The sequence below is a fragment of the Streptomyces sp. NPDC007157 genome, assembly GCF_040634235.1.
Taxonomy (GTDB): Bacteria; Actinomycetota; Actinomycetes; order Streptomycetales; family Streptomycetaceae; genus Streptomyces.
On sequence record NZ_JBEYFE010000016.1, the window covers coordinates 215,653 to 229,912 of the forward strand.

At 67.4% G+C, this 14,260-nt stretch carries 16 protein-coding genes and 2 tRNA genes; 11 read left to right on the top strand and 7 right to left on the bottom strand.

What is annotated here, in order from left to right:
- Window positions 1-13 precede the first annotated feature (13 nt).
- Window positions 14-331, bottom strand: a complete 318-nt coding sequence (locus ABZ642_RS27870; RefSeq protein WP_360489182.1) for a hypothetical protein — start codon at window positions 329-331, stop codon at window positions 14-16.
- Between the two features lie 75 nt (window positions 332-406).
- On the opposite strand from ABZ642_RS27870, the gene ABZ642_RS27875 reads away from it, so the two are divergent.
- Complete coding sequence (locus tag ABZ642_RS27875; protein WP_360489183.1) at window positions 407-643, top strand: hypothetical protein; 237 nt, start codon at window positions 407-409, stop codon at window positions 641-643.
- 90 nt (window positions 644-733) lie between these two features.
- Here ABZ642_RS27875 and ABZ642_RS27880 read toward each other — a convergent pair whose 3' ends face one another.
- Both ABZ642_RS27880 and ABZ642_RS27885 read right to left on the bottom strand, forming a co-directional pair.
- Window positions 734-1,609: a protein spdB gene (locus ABZ642_RS27880; protein ID WP_360489184.1), complete on the bottom strand. Its 876-nt coding sequence runs from the start codon at window positions 1,607-1,609 to the stop codon at window positions 734-736.
- Window positions 1,606-1,875, bottom strand: coding sequence for a DUF6284 family protein (locus tag ABZ642_RS27885; RefSeq protein ID WP_360489185.1), 270 nt, complete (start codon window positions 1,873-1,875; stop codon window positions 1,606-1,608). The genes ABZ642_RS27880 and ABZ642_RS27885 overlap by 4 nt, the downstream gene beginning before the upstream one ends.
- Before the next feature lie 583 nt (window positions 1,876-2,458).
- Between ABZ642_RS27885 and ABZ642_RS27890 the strand changes: the two genes are divergently transcribed.
- Complete coding sequence (locus ABZ642_RS27890) at window positions 2,459-3,226, top strand: GntR family transcriptional regulator (protein ID WP_360489186.1); 768 nt, start codon at window positions 2,459-2,461, stop codon at window positions 3,224-3,226.
- A complete protein-coding gene (locus ABZ642_RS27895) occupies window positions 3,223-3,792 on the top strand; it encodes a GNAT family N-acetyltransferase (protein ID WP_360489187.1) in 570 nt (189 codons plus the stop codon). Before ABZ642_RS27890 ends, ABZ642_RS27895 begins: the two co-directional genes overlap by 4 nt.
- 103 nt (window positions 3,793-3,895) lie before the next feature.
- Here ABZ642_RS27895 and ABZ642_RS27900 read toward each other — a convergent pair whose 3' ends face one another.
- Window positions 3,896-5,191, bottom strand: a complete 1,296-nt coding sequence (locus tag ABZ642_RS27900) for a Shedu anti-phage system protein SduA domain-containing protein (RefSeq protein WP_360489188.1) — start codon at window positions 5,189-5,191, stop codon at window positions 3,896-3,898.
- Between the two features lie 114 nt (window positions 5,192-5,305).
- Window positions 5,306-6,532, bottom strand: a complete 1,227-nt coding sequence (locus ABZ642_RS27905; protein ID WP_360489189.1) for a DNA cytosine methyltransferase — start codon at window positions 6,530-6,532, stop codon at window positions 5,306-5,308.
- A gap of 887 nt (window positions 6,533-7,419) precedes the next feature.
- Here ABZ642_RS27905 and ABZ642_RS27910 point away from each other — a divergent pair.
- The gene (locus ABZ642_RS27910) at window positions 7,420-7,632 is read left to right on the top strand and encodes a hypothetical protein (RefSeq protein ID WP_360489190.1); all 213 of its coding nucleotides are present in this window, start codon (window positions 7,420-7,422) and stop codon (window positions 7,630-7,632) included.
- 54 nt (window positions 7,633-7,686) lie between these two features.
- On the opposite strand, the gene ABZ642_RS27915 is transcribed toward ABZ642_RS27910, so the two are convergent.
- Window positions 7,687-8,343, bottom strand: coding sequence for an SDR family oxidoreductase (locus ABZ642_RS27915; RefSeq protein ID WP_360489191.1), 657 nt, complete (start codon window positions 8,341-8,343; stop codon window positions 7,687-7,689).
- 379 nt (window positions 8,344-8,722) lie between these two features.
- Window positions 8,723-9,991: an amidohydrolase family protein gene (locus ABZ642_RS27920; RefSeq protein ID WP_360489192.1), complete on the bottom strand. Its 1,269-nt coding sequence runs from the start codon at window positions 9,989-9,991 to the stop codon at window positions 8,723-8,725.
- A gap of 310 nt (window positions 9,992-10,301) precedes the next feature.
- Between ABZ642_RS27920 and ABZ642_RS27925 the strand changes: the two genes are divergently transcribed.
- The 7 genes from ABZ642_RS27925 (at window position 10,302) to ABZ642_RS27955 (ending at window position 14,157) form a co-directional block, all read left to right on the top strand.
- Window positions 10,302-10,374, top strand: a tRNA-Thr gene (locus tag ABZ642_RS27925).
- Between the two features lie 44 nt (window positions 10,375-10,418).
- Window positions 10,419-10,491, top strand: a tRNA-Met gene (locus ABZ642_RS27930).
- An 89-nt stretch (window positions 10,492-10,580) separates the two neighbouring features.
- Entirely contained in the window at window positions 10,581-10,745 is a 165-nt protein-coding gene (gene rpmG, locus ABZ642_RS27935) for a 50S ribosomal protein L33 (protein ID WP_003948671.1), read from the top strand.
- A gap of 117 nt (window positions 10,746-10,862) precedes the next feature.
- Window positions 10,863-11,327 carry a MaoC family dehydratase N-terminal domain-containing protein gene (locus ABZ642_RS27940; protein WP_360489193.1) on the top strand — a complete coding sequence of 155 codons (465 nt, stop codon included), beginning with the start codon at window positions 10,863-10,865 and terminating at the stop codon, window positions 11,325-11,327.
- A gap of 7 nt (window positions 11,328-11,334) precedes the next feature.
- Window positions 11,335-11,763 (top strand): MaoC family dehydratase, encoded by a 429-nt coding sequence (locus ABZ642_RS27945; RefSeq protein ID WP_360489194.1) that lies wholly within the window; start codon window positions 11,335-11,337, stop codon window positions 11,761-11,763.
- 280 nt (window positions 11,764-12,043) lie between these two features.
- Window positions 12,044-12,625, top strand: a complete 582-nt coding sequence (locus ABZ642_RS27950) for a TetR/AcrR family transcriptional regulator (RefSeq protein ID WP_360489195.1) — start codon at window positions 12,044-12,046, stop codon at window positions 12,623-12,625.
- Between the two features lie 95 nt (window positions 12,626-12,720).
- Window positions 12,721-14,157: a DHA2 family efflux MFS transporter permease subunit gene (locus ABZ642_RS27955; protein ID WP_360489196.1), complete on the top strand. Its 1,437-nt coding sequence runs from the start codon at window positions 12,721-12,723 to the stop codon at window positions 14,155-14,157.
- The last annotated feature ends 103 nt before the right edge of the window (window positions 14,158-14,260 follow it).

A 14,260-nucleotide genomic window follows, 5' to 3' on the forward strand; every position in this document is an offset into this window, starting at 1 on the left:
GTGTTGTGGCTGGTCACCACCAGCCGGACGACTTGTTCTTGGCCTTGGCCTGCGCGTACTCGGTGACGATGCGCTGCCGCTCGCTGTACAGGGCGGTCAGTTCGGCGTTCAGCCGCCTCTCGGCGGCGGATCCGAGGGAGTCCATGCGGGTCTCGGCGCGGCCGGTGCTGCGTCCCTGGTGGATGCTGCGGGCGCCGCCGGCCATGGCGCGGCTCATGGCGAGTCGTTCGCGGGTGGTCAGCGGCCACCACTCGCCCCGGCGGACCGCTTCCAACTTCTTCTCCGTCTTGTGGATCTCGCGGTCCACACGGCGGGTGTCGGGCTTTGCCATGCTTGTTTCCCTTCGCGGGAGAGGAGTTGGGGCAGGCGGGCGCTGCCGCTTCTGTGGGAGCGATAAGGTCCGCGCATGGGTGGGGAGACCGAGGCGCACAGCGCCATCGCAGGTGAAAGCAGCACGTCCGCGAGAGACGTGGAACCGGCGCAGCCCGACCGGCGCGTGTTCTCCTGGCGCAATGTCGCCGGGAAAGTCGCGGGCGCAGCGGTTCTCTTGGCCGTGGCAGCGGACCGGTTGGGCCTGCACTTCTTTCTGCTCTGCGCGCGTATCGCCGTGCGCGCATATTCATGGTTCGGCCAAGGACACTGACCGGACCCGCCCCGCCGGACCGGGCGTTCTAGGTCATGCATCAGCCGACGTCGCAGCCGCAGTCCCCTTCGCCGAACAGCAGCGTGGCCTTCACACGACGCGCTTCCAGGCGGCCCGAAGGCGGACCTCGGATGCGGAGTGGCCGGCGGCGCGGAAGCGAGTGGCCATCTCCCGGTACGACAACGGCGGCTGCTCACTCAGCCGGATCCCGTCGACCACGACGTCCAGCGCGTCATCGGTGAGCGCGGGCCCCTGCTCCAGCGCCGCAACCGCCTCGGAGGGGCCCCAGACGGGGAGTTCCCAGGAGGGTGTGACGTCGGGTGTGACGCGGCCGGTCACGCTGGTCAGGGCGCGTCCGGTGCTCTCGCCCTTGCGGGCCGTCTCCAGCTTCGACCACGCGTCGGCGAGAGTGTCGGCGGTCCTGGCCTGGACGCGTGCGACGCGTGCCCCCGCCTGTGTCACGGCCGTCAGCCGGGTCTCTTCCGTGGACGCTTCGGCGCGCAGGCGGGCACGGGCCACGGCCGCATCGTCGCGGGCGTCCTGCTGAATGCCCCGGATCATGTCCAGCGCCGCCGGGGTGAGGGCGGTGCGCTCCCACAGCCCGTGGACCAGCCACAGAGCCTTGGCAGCGATCGGCAGCCACGCCACCGCCAGCCACGCACCCCGCGACGTCTCGTCGGCGAGCAAGGCGTGAGTGACCAGGACACCGGAAGCGACGGCGCCGAACGACCAGCCGACGCCGGTTACGGCGTTGCTGTGGTCGCCCTGTGCCGCCAGTCGGCGTTCGTAGGCGAGGGTGGCGAGCCATCCGCCGTCGATGCCCAACCCGACGACCATGGCGACGCCCTTGGGCATCGACTCCCCGAGCCACATCACGACCACGGCCAGGGTGAGGACCATGGACACGGCGGTCATCGCGACCGCCGGCAGCACGGTCAGCAGCCGTTTGGCGTTGAGGTCCCTCATGCCGCACCCCCCGGCAGGCTCGCGCCAGCCGTGTGGTTGGCGAGCGCGAGACGTTCGGAGAGCACTCGGCGGCGGGCCCGGCGGATCCGGCGGGCGTCTAGGTCGTTCGGGGTGCGGTCCAGGGTGATGATCTGCGCGTCCAACAGGTCGACGTCCGCCAGGATCGCGGGCATCTCCAGCTCGATCGCGTCCAACTCCCGGTCCGTCGGCTCCATGAAGTCGGCGAACGCGGTAACAGCGTCCTGAACAGTCACGATGGGGTTCATAGGGTTTGGTTCCTTCCAGAGAGGAACGGCCCGAACAGCGGCCCCGGTGTTCCCGCACCGGGGCCGCACGCCGTTGAAGTCGGAAGATCCGGCTCCCCTCAGCGCTGCGCGTACGAGACGCGCAGCGGAGGCAACCGGCCGCAAGCCTTGACCTGCGGAAGGTCGGACAAGCGCGCGACCCTGAGCCGCGCCGGACACCTTTTTCGGGAGGCGACGACCCGCACTGCGCGATATGGATCTGTGCCTCAGTCCCGCTCTCCCGAGGAATCGCCTCTCGGTCTCTTCGCGCGGCGTTCGTGCCCTTGGGCAGATCCGTTCTTTTGAGTCGGCACGTGTCCCTGACGGGAGATGACCGACTGGTCCCCACTCGCCTCAGCCGGAGTTGTCACGGCCGTCCCATCTGCGGTGGGTCACGCTGTGGAGTTGTCAGAGCGCGAGGGCAGCACACTCAATGGTGTTGCACCTCTTGCTCAGCTTGTTGGTACAAGCTGATGTGGTGATGCTGCACCCACGGAGAGTGAGTCGTCAAGTGGTTAGGGGCTGCATGTACCAACAAGTTGCGCGAGTGAGTCATGATGGGGGTATGACGAAGCAGCCGAAGTACCGCCAGGTCGCTGATGTCCTGCGGCGCGAGATCGCCAACGGCACCTACGCGCCGGGGGCGCGGCTGCCTTCCGAGAACGACCTGCAGGAGCGCTTCGACGCTTCCAGGAACACCATCCGCAACGGGCTTAGCTTGCTGGTCAGCGAAGGGTTGATCTCGTCCAGCCAGGGGCTTGGTTACGAGGTCAGGTCGCACGAGGTGTTCGAGTTGAACGCGTCTCGGTTCGAGAACCTGACCTTCCCGCAGAACGGGGACGCCTACAGCACCGACGTCTCGAACGCTGGGCGGCGCCCTCACCAGACGTTCCGGGTGGAGATGCTGCCGGCTCCGGATGACATCGCTGAGAGGCTCGGGGTTCCGGCGGGTGCGAAGACGGTATTGCGGTTTTGTCATCGCTATGTGGACGACGTTCCGTGGTCCACGCAGGCGACCTACTATCCGTCGTGGCTGGTCGAAGAGTCGCCGCGTCTGGCTGAGCCGGGAGATGTCGAGGAGGGCACGACGCGGTATCTCGCGTCTCGGGGTATCGAACAGGTCGGGTACTTCGATGAGATTGCTGCTCGGATGCCCACGCCGGAGGAGGCACGACTTCTGGAGGTTGGTGCCGGTGTTCCAGTGATGCTCTGGACGCGTACCGGCTACTCGGCCGACCGGCCGATCCGGTGCACGGTGACAACGTTCCGAGGGGACCTCAACCGCATGAACTACGAGATCGGCGAGTTGTCCGCCCGAAGTGAGAACGCGTGATCATCGCTCCAGCAGAACCGTATGACGTGACCAAGCTGCTCGCGTTCCGCCAGGAGGCGGCGGCTTGGTTGCGGGACCTCGGCTCCGATCAGTGGAGCCGTCCGTATCCCGCCGACAAGCTGTTGGCCACGATCGAAGCGGGCACCGTGTTCATGCTTCGCGACGGGCACACAACAGCCGGGACGATCACGCTGACCCCGGACGCCGAAGACGGCTTGTGGACTGACGGTGAACTGGCCGAACCGTCCATGTTCGTCAACAAGCTGACCATTAGCCGCGAATATGCCGGCCAGAACCTCGGTGGGCGACTCCTTGACTGGGCCGGCGATCGTGCCTTTCACGCCGGCGCGAAGTGGGTCCGGTTGGACGCCTGGACGACGAATGAGAGCCTTCAGCGGTACTACCTTGAGCAGGGGTTCACGCACATCCGTACCGTCCGTGAGGGTGTCGCGGTGAACGGTGGACCGAGGGTCTCCGGATGGCTAGCTCAGCGCGCGGCACAGTCGACGGATCACGGGTTCACGGATCGCACGCCGAGCCCGGAGCGGCTTCGCTCCGCGGCTTAGGTCGTGCTTCCCTGGCGTAGTGCCGCCTGTCAACGAGAGTCGATCTGCAGACGGTTGGGTGCGCCTCATGCGGAGAAAGAAGCATGGTGCTCCGCCCTGCGCCCTAGAAAAGGCCAGGGTTATCTTCGCCGTCGGAATCGCCCGTGACTACCTCTGTTTCGGTGTCTCCTGATTCTCCAGAGGCGCGTGATTGATTTTCCACAATCTCGCTTTCGAAGCGAAGGGATCGATCGGCAGCGTCTAGCAAATCAGCCCACGTCAAGATCTCAACACGGTTGATCAGCGAGTTGTACGTGCGGATGGTCTGGTCGACCATTGCCCGTGTGGCGGCTCCAAGCTGCCTTGCCGAATCTTCTGGGATATTCACGAAGTCTTGATTCCCGATGACGACTGTCGCCCGGCCGCGTCGGAGATCGTAATTTAGGCCACTGTTCCGGTACAAAGTTTCCATGGCGGCGCCGCCTTCGTCGAGTTGGCGGATGTAGTTGGCCGCCTGCATGGCGGCTTCGTGAACCTCTTTACCGGGGATCAGATGCTGCCTATGGCGGACCACGAGGTCAGTGATATGTGAGCCCTTGAGCTCAACGATATGCAATGATCCGTCTGCACAGAACAGTGGAATGTCGTACCTGTCCATCGGCACGATAGAACCGCGCGCAACCCCGGTGTACCTACCGCCAAAAATCCAATACTGACCCTTGATTTTTCTGTGCAGGTCAGTCTCTGTTGTGGCGGGATCCGCGATCATATCTTTAAGTTCAGCGACCAGTGATCGTCGTTGAGCGATGACAGCAGCTTCGGCGGCAGAAAGCCCGGCGGCACTCGACGCGGCGGCGAATGCAACAATGCTGGAGATGTCTTGGCGATTAGAAAGTGCCGCACCAAGTCCCTCGCCGCTGAGTCCGAGGCTCTCGAAGTAGTCAATTGCGGTGGCGGCCGCCTCGCCAGGATCGATATTGATGCCTTCGAGAGGGAGGGAAGTGGTAGAGAATGCGCTTCCGATCCGTTCGGCAATTCTTCGTGATTGGTCAGCAGCAGCCACGAAGTAGCCGCCCATCACTTGCCACTCGCGGCTTTCGTCGCTGGGGCGTTGCAGCATGAGGATCGTCTTTCCTGTCCTCATGGCAAGCTTATGCGCGGCTCTATGGGTCGCAGCGTCCTCAGTCCTGAGCTTGATTAGTGCGACTACCACGGCTGCTTGCATGGCGGCTGTCGACTGAACAGCGCGCACGCCGAAGTTGCTCACCTTTCCGATATATGTGAAATAGACCCGAGAAGGTGGCAAATCAAGGAGTTCGGCCGTGAAGTTACGTGCTTCCACGTACTTATTGTTGGCAGGTCTCTCGTGATCTGTGTCGAGCAGCTCCGACAGGCGTTGCAGGTTCCCCTCAGGTGTCATGCGCGGGAGTCTACAGCTGCGGTCGTACTGTCGGTTGCTTAAGCCTGCTGAGGTGGGAGAATGCGGCCTCTGCGGTACCGGCAGAGGTCGCATTCACCGGTTGTTGGGTGTTGATCAGCTAGCCATGACTGAATCCGTCATGAACTCAGCGTGCTCCTTTAGAGCTTGTGAGAATTCCTCACGATAGCGAAGGCGGCTTTTCAGGAGGCGATTATGGAATCCTGTGGTGGCGCGCAAACTTAGGGGTGCAGCCTTGTCTGCGTCCATGACATCTAGGAGATGCTTGTAAGTGTGGCGTTCTGGCCACAAACCAGCCGGGACAGACCACCGCTCTCCGGAGTTACCCCAGGCCGCAGTCGGCCACTTTAGCCCCTTAGGCAGTATTAGCTGCCCGGTTTCATCGAAGTCGCCGGGTTTCGTGAGCCGTCGACCAACCCATGCTGAAACTCCCACCGTCACGGCGTTGCCTACGAGCTTCCACCTAGTTCCGGGACGGGCAACTTCCAACGCCGCCTTGGTCCAGTCGCGAGGAAATCCTTGCATTTCCTCGGCATCCTCGATTCGCGGAGTGAGGATAGCGCGTCCAGGGCTGGCACCACACACCCAAACGGCAGGCGATGAAGGAATTCCGAGGCCAGATCCTCCCTTTAGTGTGGGAAGAGCGTCCTGTGCCCAACCGAGCCCCGTATTTCCCTCAGTCCAGTAGAAACCGTAGGCGTCTTCTTTGTAGTCAGCCTCAGGACGTTCTGAAGCCTCATCAGCGAACAGGACGGTCCGGGGGTCCTCGGTGCGCGATGCGACGAAAATCACCCGTTGACGGCGCTGAGGGACTCCGGTGAATCGAGAGTCCACAAGGCGATAGGCCCACGTGTAGCCGAGCCGTTCAAATTCACTGACCAGATACTCCATTGCCGTGCCGCGATCGAGAGCCAGCATGTTGCGGACGTTCTCGATGACGACCCACTTGGGGGAGGAACCCTCAAGCAACTCGAATAGATGCTTGATCATTCCGGATGCTTTTCCGTGAATGCCTTGAGTCCGGCCGGCTTGCGACAGATCGGTGCACGGGAATCCCGCCGTCACCACGTCAACGTCGGGCAGCGCCTGCAACGTTTGGATGTCGTCGTGAAGTGCGGTGTCTGGGAAGCGGTGTTTCAGAACAGCCTGCGCAGGCTCCCACCACTCGCAGAGCAGCTTGGTCTGCATGCCTGCTGCCTGAAGCCCGAGCTCGACACCGCCGATGCCGGCAAAGAGCCCTGCAACAGTCAGCGGCTGGGTGGCGGTGTCAAGGTTCGGCATGGGGTCGATGATCCCACGTCCCTTCTGGTAGGTACGACGCACGAGGGTGCTCCCTGTGCGTCTTCTTGTTGGAAGGACTTACGGCGCAGGTGACTGGGTTAGTGGCAAGCCCCATCACGGCTTGTGCCTGATGAGCCCAAGGACGCGCGACGAAGTCCTTGCTGCGCGGTTGATGGCTTGGGTCTCAGCGCCATGCCGACGTGCTTCGCTCGGCGAGACCCGGTCATCTGAGATCGGGGGGCAGGAGAACCCGACGGCCTTGAAGCACGAGGCAGCGGATTGTCTGGGTGGAGGAGTTAGAGAGGTTCGACTACGTTCGGCAGTCGGTGTCGCGCTCTGTGTCGACCCGTAGCGGGCCAGTCCATGGACTGGGCCAGGCTCCTAGGTCGCGGGGATACGACAGAGGGGGCCTGGGGCACGCCCCTGCCTGAAGGCGAGGAGGAATCTGACTTCCCCCACCCGTCCCCCCGAGGAGGAGTGGTGGGTAAATTTACCTGGTCAGGGCAGTCGGAACCGGCCCGCTGTAAATCTGCCGGCTTCGCCTTCCCAGGTTCGAATCCTGGCGCCGCCACTTTGGGGAAGACCCCCTCTGAACTGTGGAAACACAGATCGGAGGGGGTCTCTTCGTTGTGCCGTGAGTGCGTCGAGCGGGGGTGAGACGTGCCCCACATCGGCGTCGACGCAGCCCCTTCTGAAGGTGTGCGGGGAACGCGGAGGCGGGCGCCGGGCGAGCGCGTGACGACACTGGTACCCCGGCGCCGTCACCGGTTCCGTGGGGTCGGCGCGGAGGGGCTGGCCCTCGCAACCGGTGCGCCCTTACGACCGCGCTGTCGGCGTGAGCGTCGATGGCACCGCAGTCGCTCGGATCAGCCGCCCAGGACGCCCGTGGCCCCCGGTAGGTGTGCCACGCCCCGGGGCACACTGGGCTCATGTCCTCCCGACGTAGAACCTGCCCGGTGTGTCACCGTGAAATCGCCGTCGTCGCGGGACGCTTCGCGCGGCACGACCCGCCCGGGGCACGGGACACCAGCGACCTGGTCTCCTGCTCCGGCTCGCGGCGACAGGCCCAAATCGGCGCGGCCCAGCCGTCGTTGGATGGTTACGTCGTGCCGGACTTTCCCGGGCAGCTACCGCTGTTCTGAGGACCGCGCCCGGCCGTCGCCACCGTCACAAGTCCCAACGGCCGGGCGGTGAGTTCAGTTCCCGGCGACCGACTTCACGGCCACCGTGACCGGCGTCGAACCGCCGATCAGTTCCAGGGTCAGACCGGCCGTCGCCGACGTGTCCACCAACTCGGCGAGTACGGCGGCCACGTCGTCACGCGTCACCGGCCCGCGGCCCGTGTGCGCCTCCAGGCGCACCAGGCCCTTGCCCGGCTCGTCCGTCAGTTGACCGGGGCGCAGGATCGTCCAGTCCAGGGTGCTCTGCCGGGTGACGTACGCGTCGGCCTCGCCCTTGGCCCGCAGATACACGTCGAAGACGTCGTCGCCCTGGTGTGCAGGGTCCGCGCCCATCGCCGAGACGATCACGAAACGGCGCACGCCCGCGCGTACCGCCGCTTCCACGAACAACACCGCCGCGTCCTTGTCCACCGTCTCCTTGCGGGCCTTGCCGCTGCCCGGGCCCGCGCCCGCCGCGAACACCGCCGCATCCGCTCCCCGCAGACGCGCCGCGACCTCCTCGACCGACGCCGACTCCAGGTCGAGCAGCACCGGTTCGGCACCGGCCGTCCGCAGATCGTCGCTCTGCTCGGCCTTCCGGATGATTCCCGCTACCTCGTCCCCACGCGCGGAGAGCAGCCGCTCCAACCGCAGCGCGATCTGACCATGACCACCAGCGATGACAATGCGCATGTTTCCGACCGTACGCCCGAAGCCCCGCATCCGCCGCACGACTTCACGCGCCCCACGCGCTCGAGTGGGCCTCGAAAGCGACCCGCCGGGTTGACGTTGTCTCTGCGGGCGCGCTCATGCGCGCCGTGCGCTCCCGGGCACTCACCCGCACGCCGGCGCCCGCGCTCCCGAACGCGCCTCCCAACGCCCACGAGCCCGGCGCCCGCCCGCCTGCTCACACCCTCCGGCGCGCGCTCGCCCATTGGTAGCGCCCGCCTCCACGCCACGCGCCCCGCGCACTGCCATCACCACGCGCCGGTCCCTCCGCTCCAGCGCCCGCTCGCACCCCGCGACACGCACCCCGCGACACGCGCCCCGGTGCTTCCGCCCCCTCACCCCCTCAGGACACCTCGCCCCGCCCCTGTCGAGGCAGCCCCAGCTCCGCTGTCGCCGCCGAGTTGCAGTACTCGCGGACCGCGCTCGTGCGTGCCACCACGCGCCCCCGGTGCACCACGATCCGGCTGTAGGCGAGGGAGAGGGCGCCGGCCAGGTGGTCGCCGCGTACGGCGAGGAGTTCGGCGGGGAAGCCGGCCTCGACGCGGACCTCGGGAAGGCCGAGGGCGGCGCGGGAGGAGGCGCTCACGGTGTCGTAGGCGTCCTCGGGGCGCAGGCCGTGGCGGGAGGCCAGCAGGTAGGCGGCCTCCAGGGGGTCGCCGCGGCCGACAGGGTTCGACAGGTCGCGCAGGGCGCCGCTGCCGGCGGCGACCCGCACCCCGGCCGCGCGCAGCAGCCGTACCGGGGCCGTGCCCCGGCGGTCGACGGAGCCGCAGCCGCCCTGGGGCAGGCACACCACCGTGACGCCGGCCGCGGCGAGCTGGTCCGCGACCCGGGTGACCGCCTCGGCGGGCAGGCGCGCGAGCCCGGCGCATGGGCCGAGCGTCACGCCGGGGCGCATGCCGCCCGCCATCGCGGCGAGTCTCGCCAGCCGGGCCGGATCGACGGCGTCCGTGTGCAGATCGACCGGGCAGCCGTGCTCGGAGGCCACCTCCAGGACGGCCTCCGCGTAGCCCGTGGGATCGGGGTCCAGGTCCGGGCAGCCGCCCAGCACCGACGCGCCCATCTTCGCCGCGTCCCGCAGTATCGCCAGCCCCTCCGCGCCGGCCACCCCGGTCAGCACGCGGGGCATCGCGACCGCCGTCAGCTCCGCGAGTCCGCGCAACGAACGGCGCGCCTGGAGAACGGCGGCAAGGGCGGCCAGCCCCTGGACGTCGCCGACGCGCACGTGCGCGCGTACCGCCGTCGCGCCGTGGCCGAGTTGCAGCAGGGCGGCCTCGGTGGCGCGGCGCTGGACGTCGTCGGGGTCGTACGAGACGGGGCCGCCGCGATCGGCGGAGAGCGCGGTGTCGCCGTGAGCGTGCGGTTCGGCCGGGGCCGGCAGGAGGAGGTAGCCACTGAGGTCCACGCGCGCGCCGCCCGCGCGAGCCGGACCCGGTGCCAGGCTGCCGGCCGTACCGACCGCCTCGATGCGCCCGCCACTCAGCCGCACGTCCACGGTTCGGCCGTCGGTGAGCCGTGCCCCGCAGAGCAGGAGCCCGGTCGGCTCGGACTGTCCCGAGGAGCCCGGGGAGTTGGACGACGACGAGGGCGGCTGCGGCTGGCTGTCGGGCATCGCGCTCCAGGAAGGTCGGTCCGGGCGGGGACTCAAGATCACGCAGAGTGAGTCGAGCCTAGGGTGACGAACCGTGCGGGGCGGGGAGGAGCGCAATAGTCGTACCGGCCTCGTCGGACCGGATCGGAGACCCCGTCGGACCGGCCGGGAACGGTTCGCCACGCGCGCGTGAGGAGCGTCGCCACGCGCGCGTGAGGAGCGTCGGAAGGGGCCCGAGAGGCTGCCGTGAGCCGGGCGGAAGGGGCCCGGTGGAGCGGCGGGAAACGGATTTGGGTGAACGGCGGCCGAGCGTGTAATGTCTTCATCGCTCGCCCCAATAGCTCAGTCGGCAGAGCGTCTCCATGGTAAGGAGAAGGTCTACGGTTCGATTCCGTATTGGGGCTCTGGTGTGAGAGGTCCCGTCGCGAGGCGGGACTGATCTCATCAAAGCGGTGTAGCTCAGTCGGTAGAGCAAGCGGCTCATAATCGCTGTGTCACCGGTTCAAGTCCGGTCACCGCTACTGACAGTAGCCGATTGCGGGGTCGGTCCTTCGATCGGCTACTCTTTTTGCGTTGTATCAGTCCATCCGTTCGTCTTAGGAGCACTCACGTGGCTGCCACCGACGTCCGCCCGAAGATCACGCTGGCCTGCGTGGAGTGCAAGGAGCGGAACTACATCACCAAGAAGAACCGGCGTAACAACCCGGACCGTCTTGAGATGAAGAAGCACTGCCCGCGTTGCAACGCGCACACTGCGCACCGCGAAACGCGATAAAAACAGGCTCGTTCGTGAGGCCGTCCCCTACTTGGGGGCGGCCTCACGGCGTTTCGGCGGTTGGCTTTCCCGCTAGTTTGTGGGACATCACAGCAGACATCAGGAGGTGCCGGGCCAATGGCGCTCGACCAGTCCTTCGTGGGACGGACCTACCCACCCACCGAGCCCTACGAGGTGGGCCGGGAGAAGATCCGTGAGTTCGCCGAGGCGGTCGGCGACACCAACCCCGTGTACACGGACCCGGAGGCCGCCAAGGCGCTCGGTCATTCCGATGTGATCGCCCCGCCGACCTTTGTCTTCTCGATCACTTTCCGGGCGGCCGGGCAGGTCGTCGAGGACCCGCAGCTGGGCCTGGACTACAGCCGGGTGGTGCACGGAGACCAGAAGTTCGCCTACCGGCGTCCGGTGCGTGCCGGCGACCGGCTGACCGTCGTCTCGACGATCGAGGCCATCAAGTCCCTCGCGGGCAACGACGTCGTCGACATCCGCGGCGACGTCCACGACGAGACGGGCGAACTCGTGGTGAGCGCCCTGACCAAGCTGGTGGCCCGCGCGGCGGACGCAGAAGAAGGCGGGGCGTGAGGATCCGATGACGTCGAAGATCGCGTACGAGGACGTCGAGGTCGGCACCGAACTGCCCGCCCAGACCTTCCCTGTGACCCGTGCCACGCTGGTGCGGTACGCGGGCGCCTCCGGGGACTTCAACCCCATCCACTGGAACGAGAAGTTCGCCAAGGAGGTGGGCCTGCCGGACGTCATCGCGCACGGCATGTTCACCATGGCCGAGGCGATCCGCGTGGTCACCGACTGGACCGGCGACCCGGGCGCGGTCGCCGAGTACGGGGTCCGCTTCACCCGGCCCGTCGTCGTCCCGAACGACGACCAGGGCGCCCTCATCGAGGTCAGCGGCAAGGTCGCGGCCAAGCTCGACGACAACACCGTGCGCGTCGACCTGACGGCGACGAGCGCCGGGCAGAAGGTGCTGGGCATGTCACGGGCGGTCGTACGGCTGGGCTGAGCCCGGCGGGTTCGACAGTCCGGGCCGGCGGGTTCGACCGTCGGGGCCGGCGGGTTCGACCGTCCGGGCCAGTGGGTTCGACGGCCCGGGCCGTCGGGTTCGACAGTCCGGGCCGGTGAGTTCCCCGACCCGGTCGGTGAGCTCCACGGCTCGGTAAGGGGCGTTTCCCATGGCGGGGCGCCCCTTACGCATGTGCGGCCCCCTACCCGTGAAACGGGCCGGGAGGGGACGGCGTTCCCGGCCCTTGACTTGGTTAGTGATTGAGTACTAACTTCATCGCATGGTCAGGATGAGTGCTGAGGAGCGGCGCGAGAGTGTCGTCCGCGCGGCGATCGCCGAGTTCTCGCAGAGGGGCTACTACGGCACCTCCACCGAGGCGATCGCCAAGCGGGTCGGGGTCTCGCAGCCGTATCTCTTCCGGCTCTTCCCGGGCAAGAAGGCGATCTTCGCCGCCGCCTCGCAGCGCTGCATCGACGAGATGCGTGAGCTCTTCGAGAAGGCGGCCGAGGGGTTGCGGGGTGAAGAGGCCCTGAATGCCATGGGTGACGCATATGTGGAGCTCATCCAGGAGCAGCCGGAGCGGCTCCAGATGCAGATGCAGACGTACATCACGGTCGCGGCCGCCGAGGCGGAAGGCGAGCACGAGTTCGGCGAACTCGTGCGGGCCGGCTGGGGGCGGCTGTGGGACACCGTCCATCTGCTCTCGGGGGCCGACGTCGACCGCACCACGACCTTCCTGGCCAAAGGGATGCTCATCAATACCTATGCGGCCATGGGGTTTCCGCCCGAACACCGGGTCTGGCAGGGGATGTACAAGGACGCCGGGGACACCGGGCGGCTGGAGAACTGCGGCGACGAGTGAGGGGGCTCGCCCTTCCCTGTCCGGGCCTTTCCGTGGGCCAAAAACTTAGTGATCAATAACTAATCAACCTTCGCAGGCCACGCTCTGGGGGAGCGATGTCACAGCAGACCGCACGTCAGGGGGGCGCCGTATGGGCGCTCGTCATCACCAGTGTCGCCGGATTCATGGCGGCCCTCGACAACCTCGTCGTCACCACCGCACTGCCCTCCATCCGCAAGGACCTCGGCGGTGCCCTGGACGACCTCGAATGGACCGTGAGCGCCTACACGCTCACCTTCGCCGTCCTGCTGATGTTCGGCGCGGCCCTCGGTGACCGCTTCGGACGCCGTCGGCTCTTCCTCGCGGGGCTCGCCGTCTTCACCGGCGCCTCCGCCGCCGCGGCCATGGCACCCGGCATCGACTCCCTGATCGCCGCCCGCGCGGTGCAGGGTGTCGGCGCGGCCGTGATGATGCCGCTGACGCTCACCCTGCTGACGGCGGCCGTGCCGGAGGCCAGGCGCGGGATGGCGTACGGCATCTGGGGCGCCGTCAACGGACTCGCGGTCGCCTCTGGGCCGCTCATCGGCGGCAGCCTCACCGAACACGTTTCCTGGCATTGGATCTTCTGGCTGAACGTCCCGCTCGGCCTCGCTCTGCTGCCGCTCGCCCGCCTCCGTCTCGCCGAGTCCCACGGCACCGGCGCCCCGCTCGACTTCCCCGGCACCCTGCTCGCCAGCGGCGGCCTCTTCGGGATCGTCTACGGCCTGGTGCGCGGCCCCGCCGACGGCTGGACCAGCTCCCTCGTGCTCACCGGGCTGTTCGCGGGCGGCGCCCTGCTCGTCGGCTTCGTCATCCACGGCAGCCGCGCCAAGAACCCCATGCTGCCGATGCGGCTCTTCCGCTCCCGCGCCTTCTCCGGGATCAACGCGGCCAGCCTGCTGATGTTCCTCGGGATGTTCGGCTCGATCTTCCTGCTCAGCCAGTACATGCAGGGCGTCCTCGGCTACTCGCCCACCGAGGCGGGCCTCAGGATGCTGCCCTGGACCGGCATGCCGATGCTCGTCGCCCCGATCGCCGGGATCCTCTCCGACCGGATAGGCGGCCGCCCGGTCGCCGCCGCCGGACTCTTCCTGCAGGCCGCCGGGCTCGGCTACATGGCCTCCGTGGTCACCGCCCACGCCTCCTACGGCGTCCAGCTGCCCGGTCTGATCATCAGCGGTATCGGCATGGCGCTGTACTTCGCTCCCGCCGCCAACCTCGTGATGTCCGCCGTACGCCCGCAGGAACAGGGCATCGCCTCCGGCGCCAACAACGCGCTGCGTGAGGTCGGCGGCGCACTCGGCATCGCCGTCATGTCGTCCATCTTCGCGGCCCAGGGCGGCTACGAGAGCGCCCAGAGCTTCGTGGACGGGCTGCGGCCCGCCCTGGTCACCGGCTCCGCCGTGGTCGCCCTCGCCGGGATCGCCGCCCTGTTCATCCCCGGCCGCCGCCGCGCCGCGCGGACGGCGACCGAGGGGGAGCCGGCCCTGGCTCTGGAGAGTGTCGGCAGCTGACGGCACGCGCGCGGGGGGGGGGCGGCGCGGGGGTCTGGGGGGCGTGGGGGCTGAACACCCGAGGACGCGACTTAAAATGTTTACACAGAGTGTACGCGGTGGG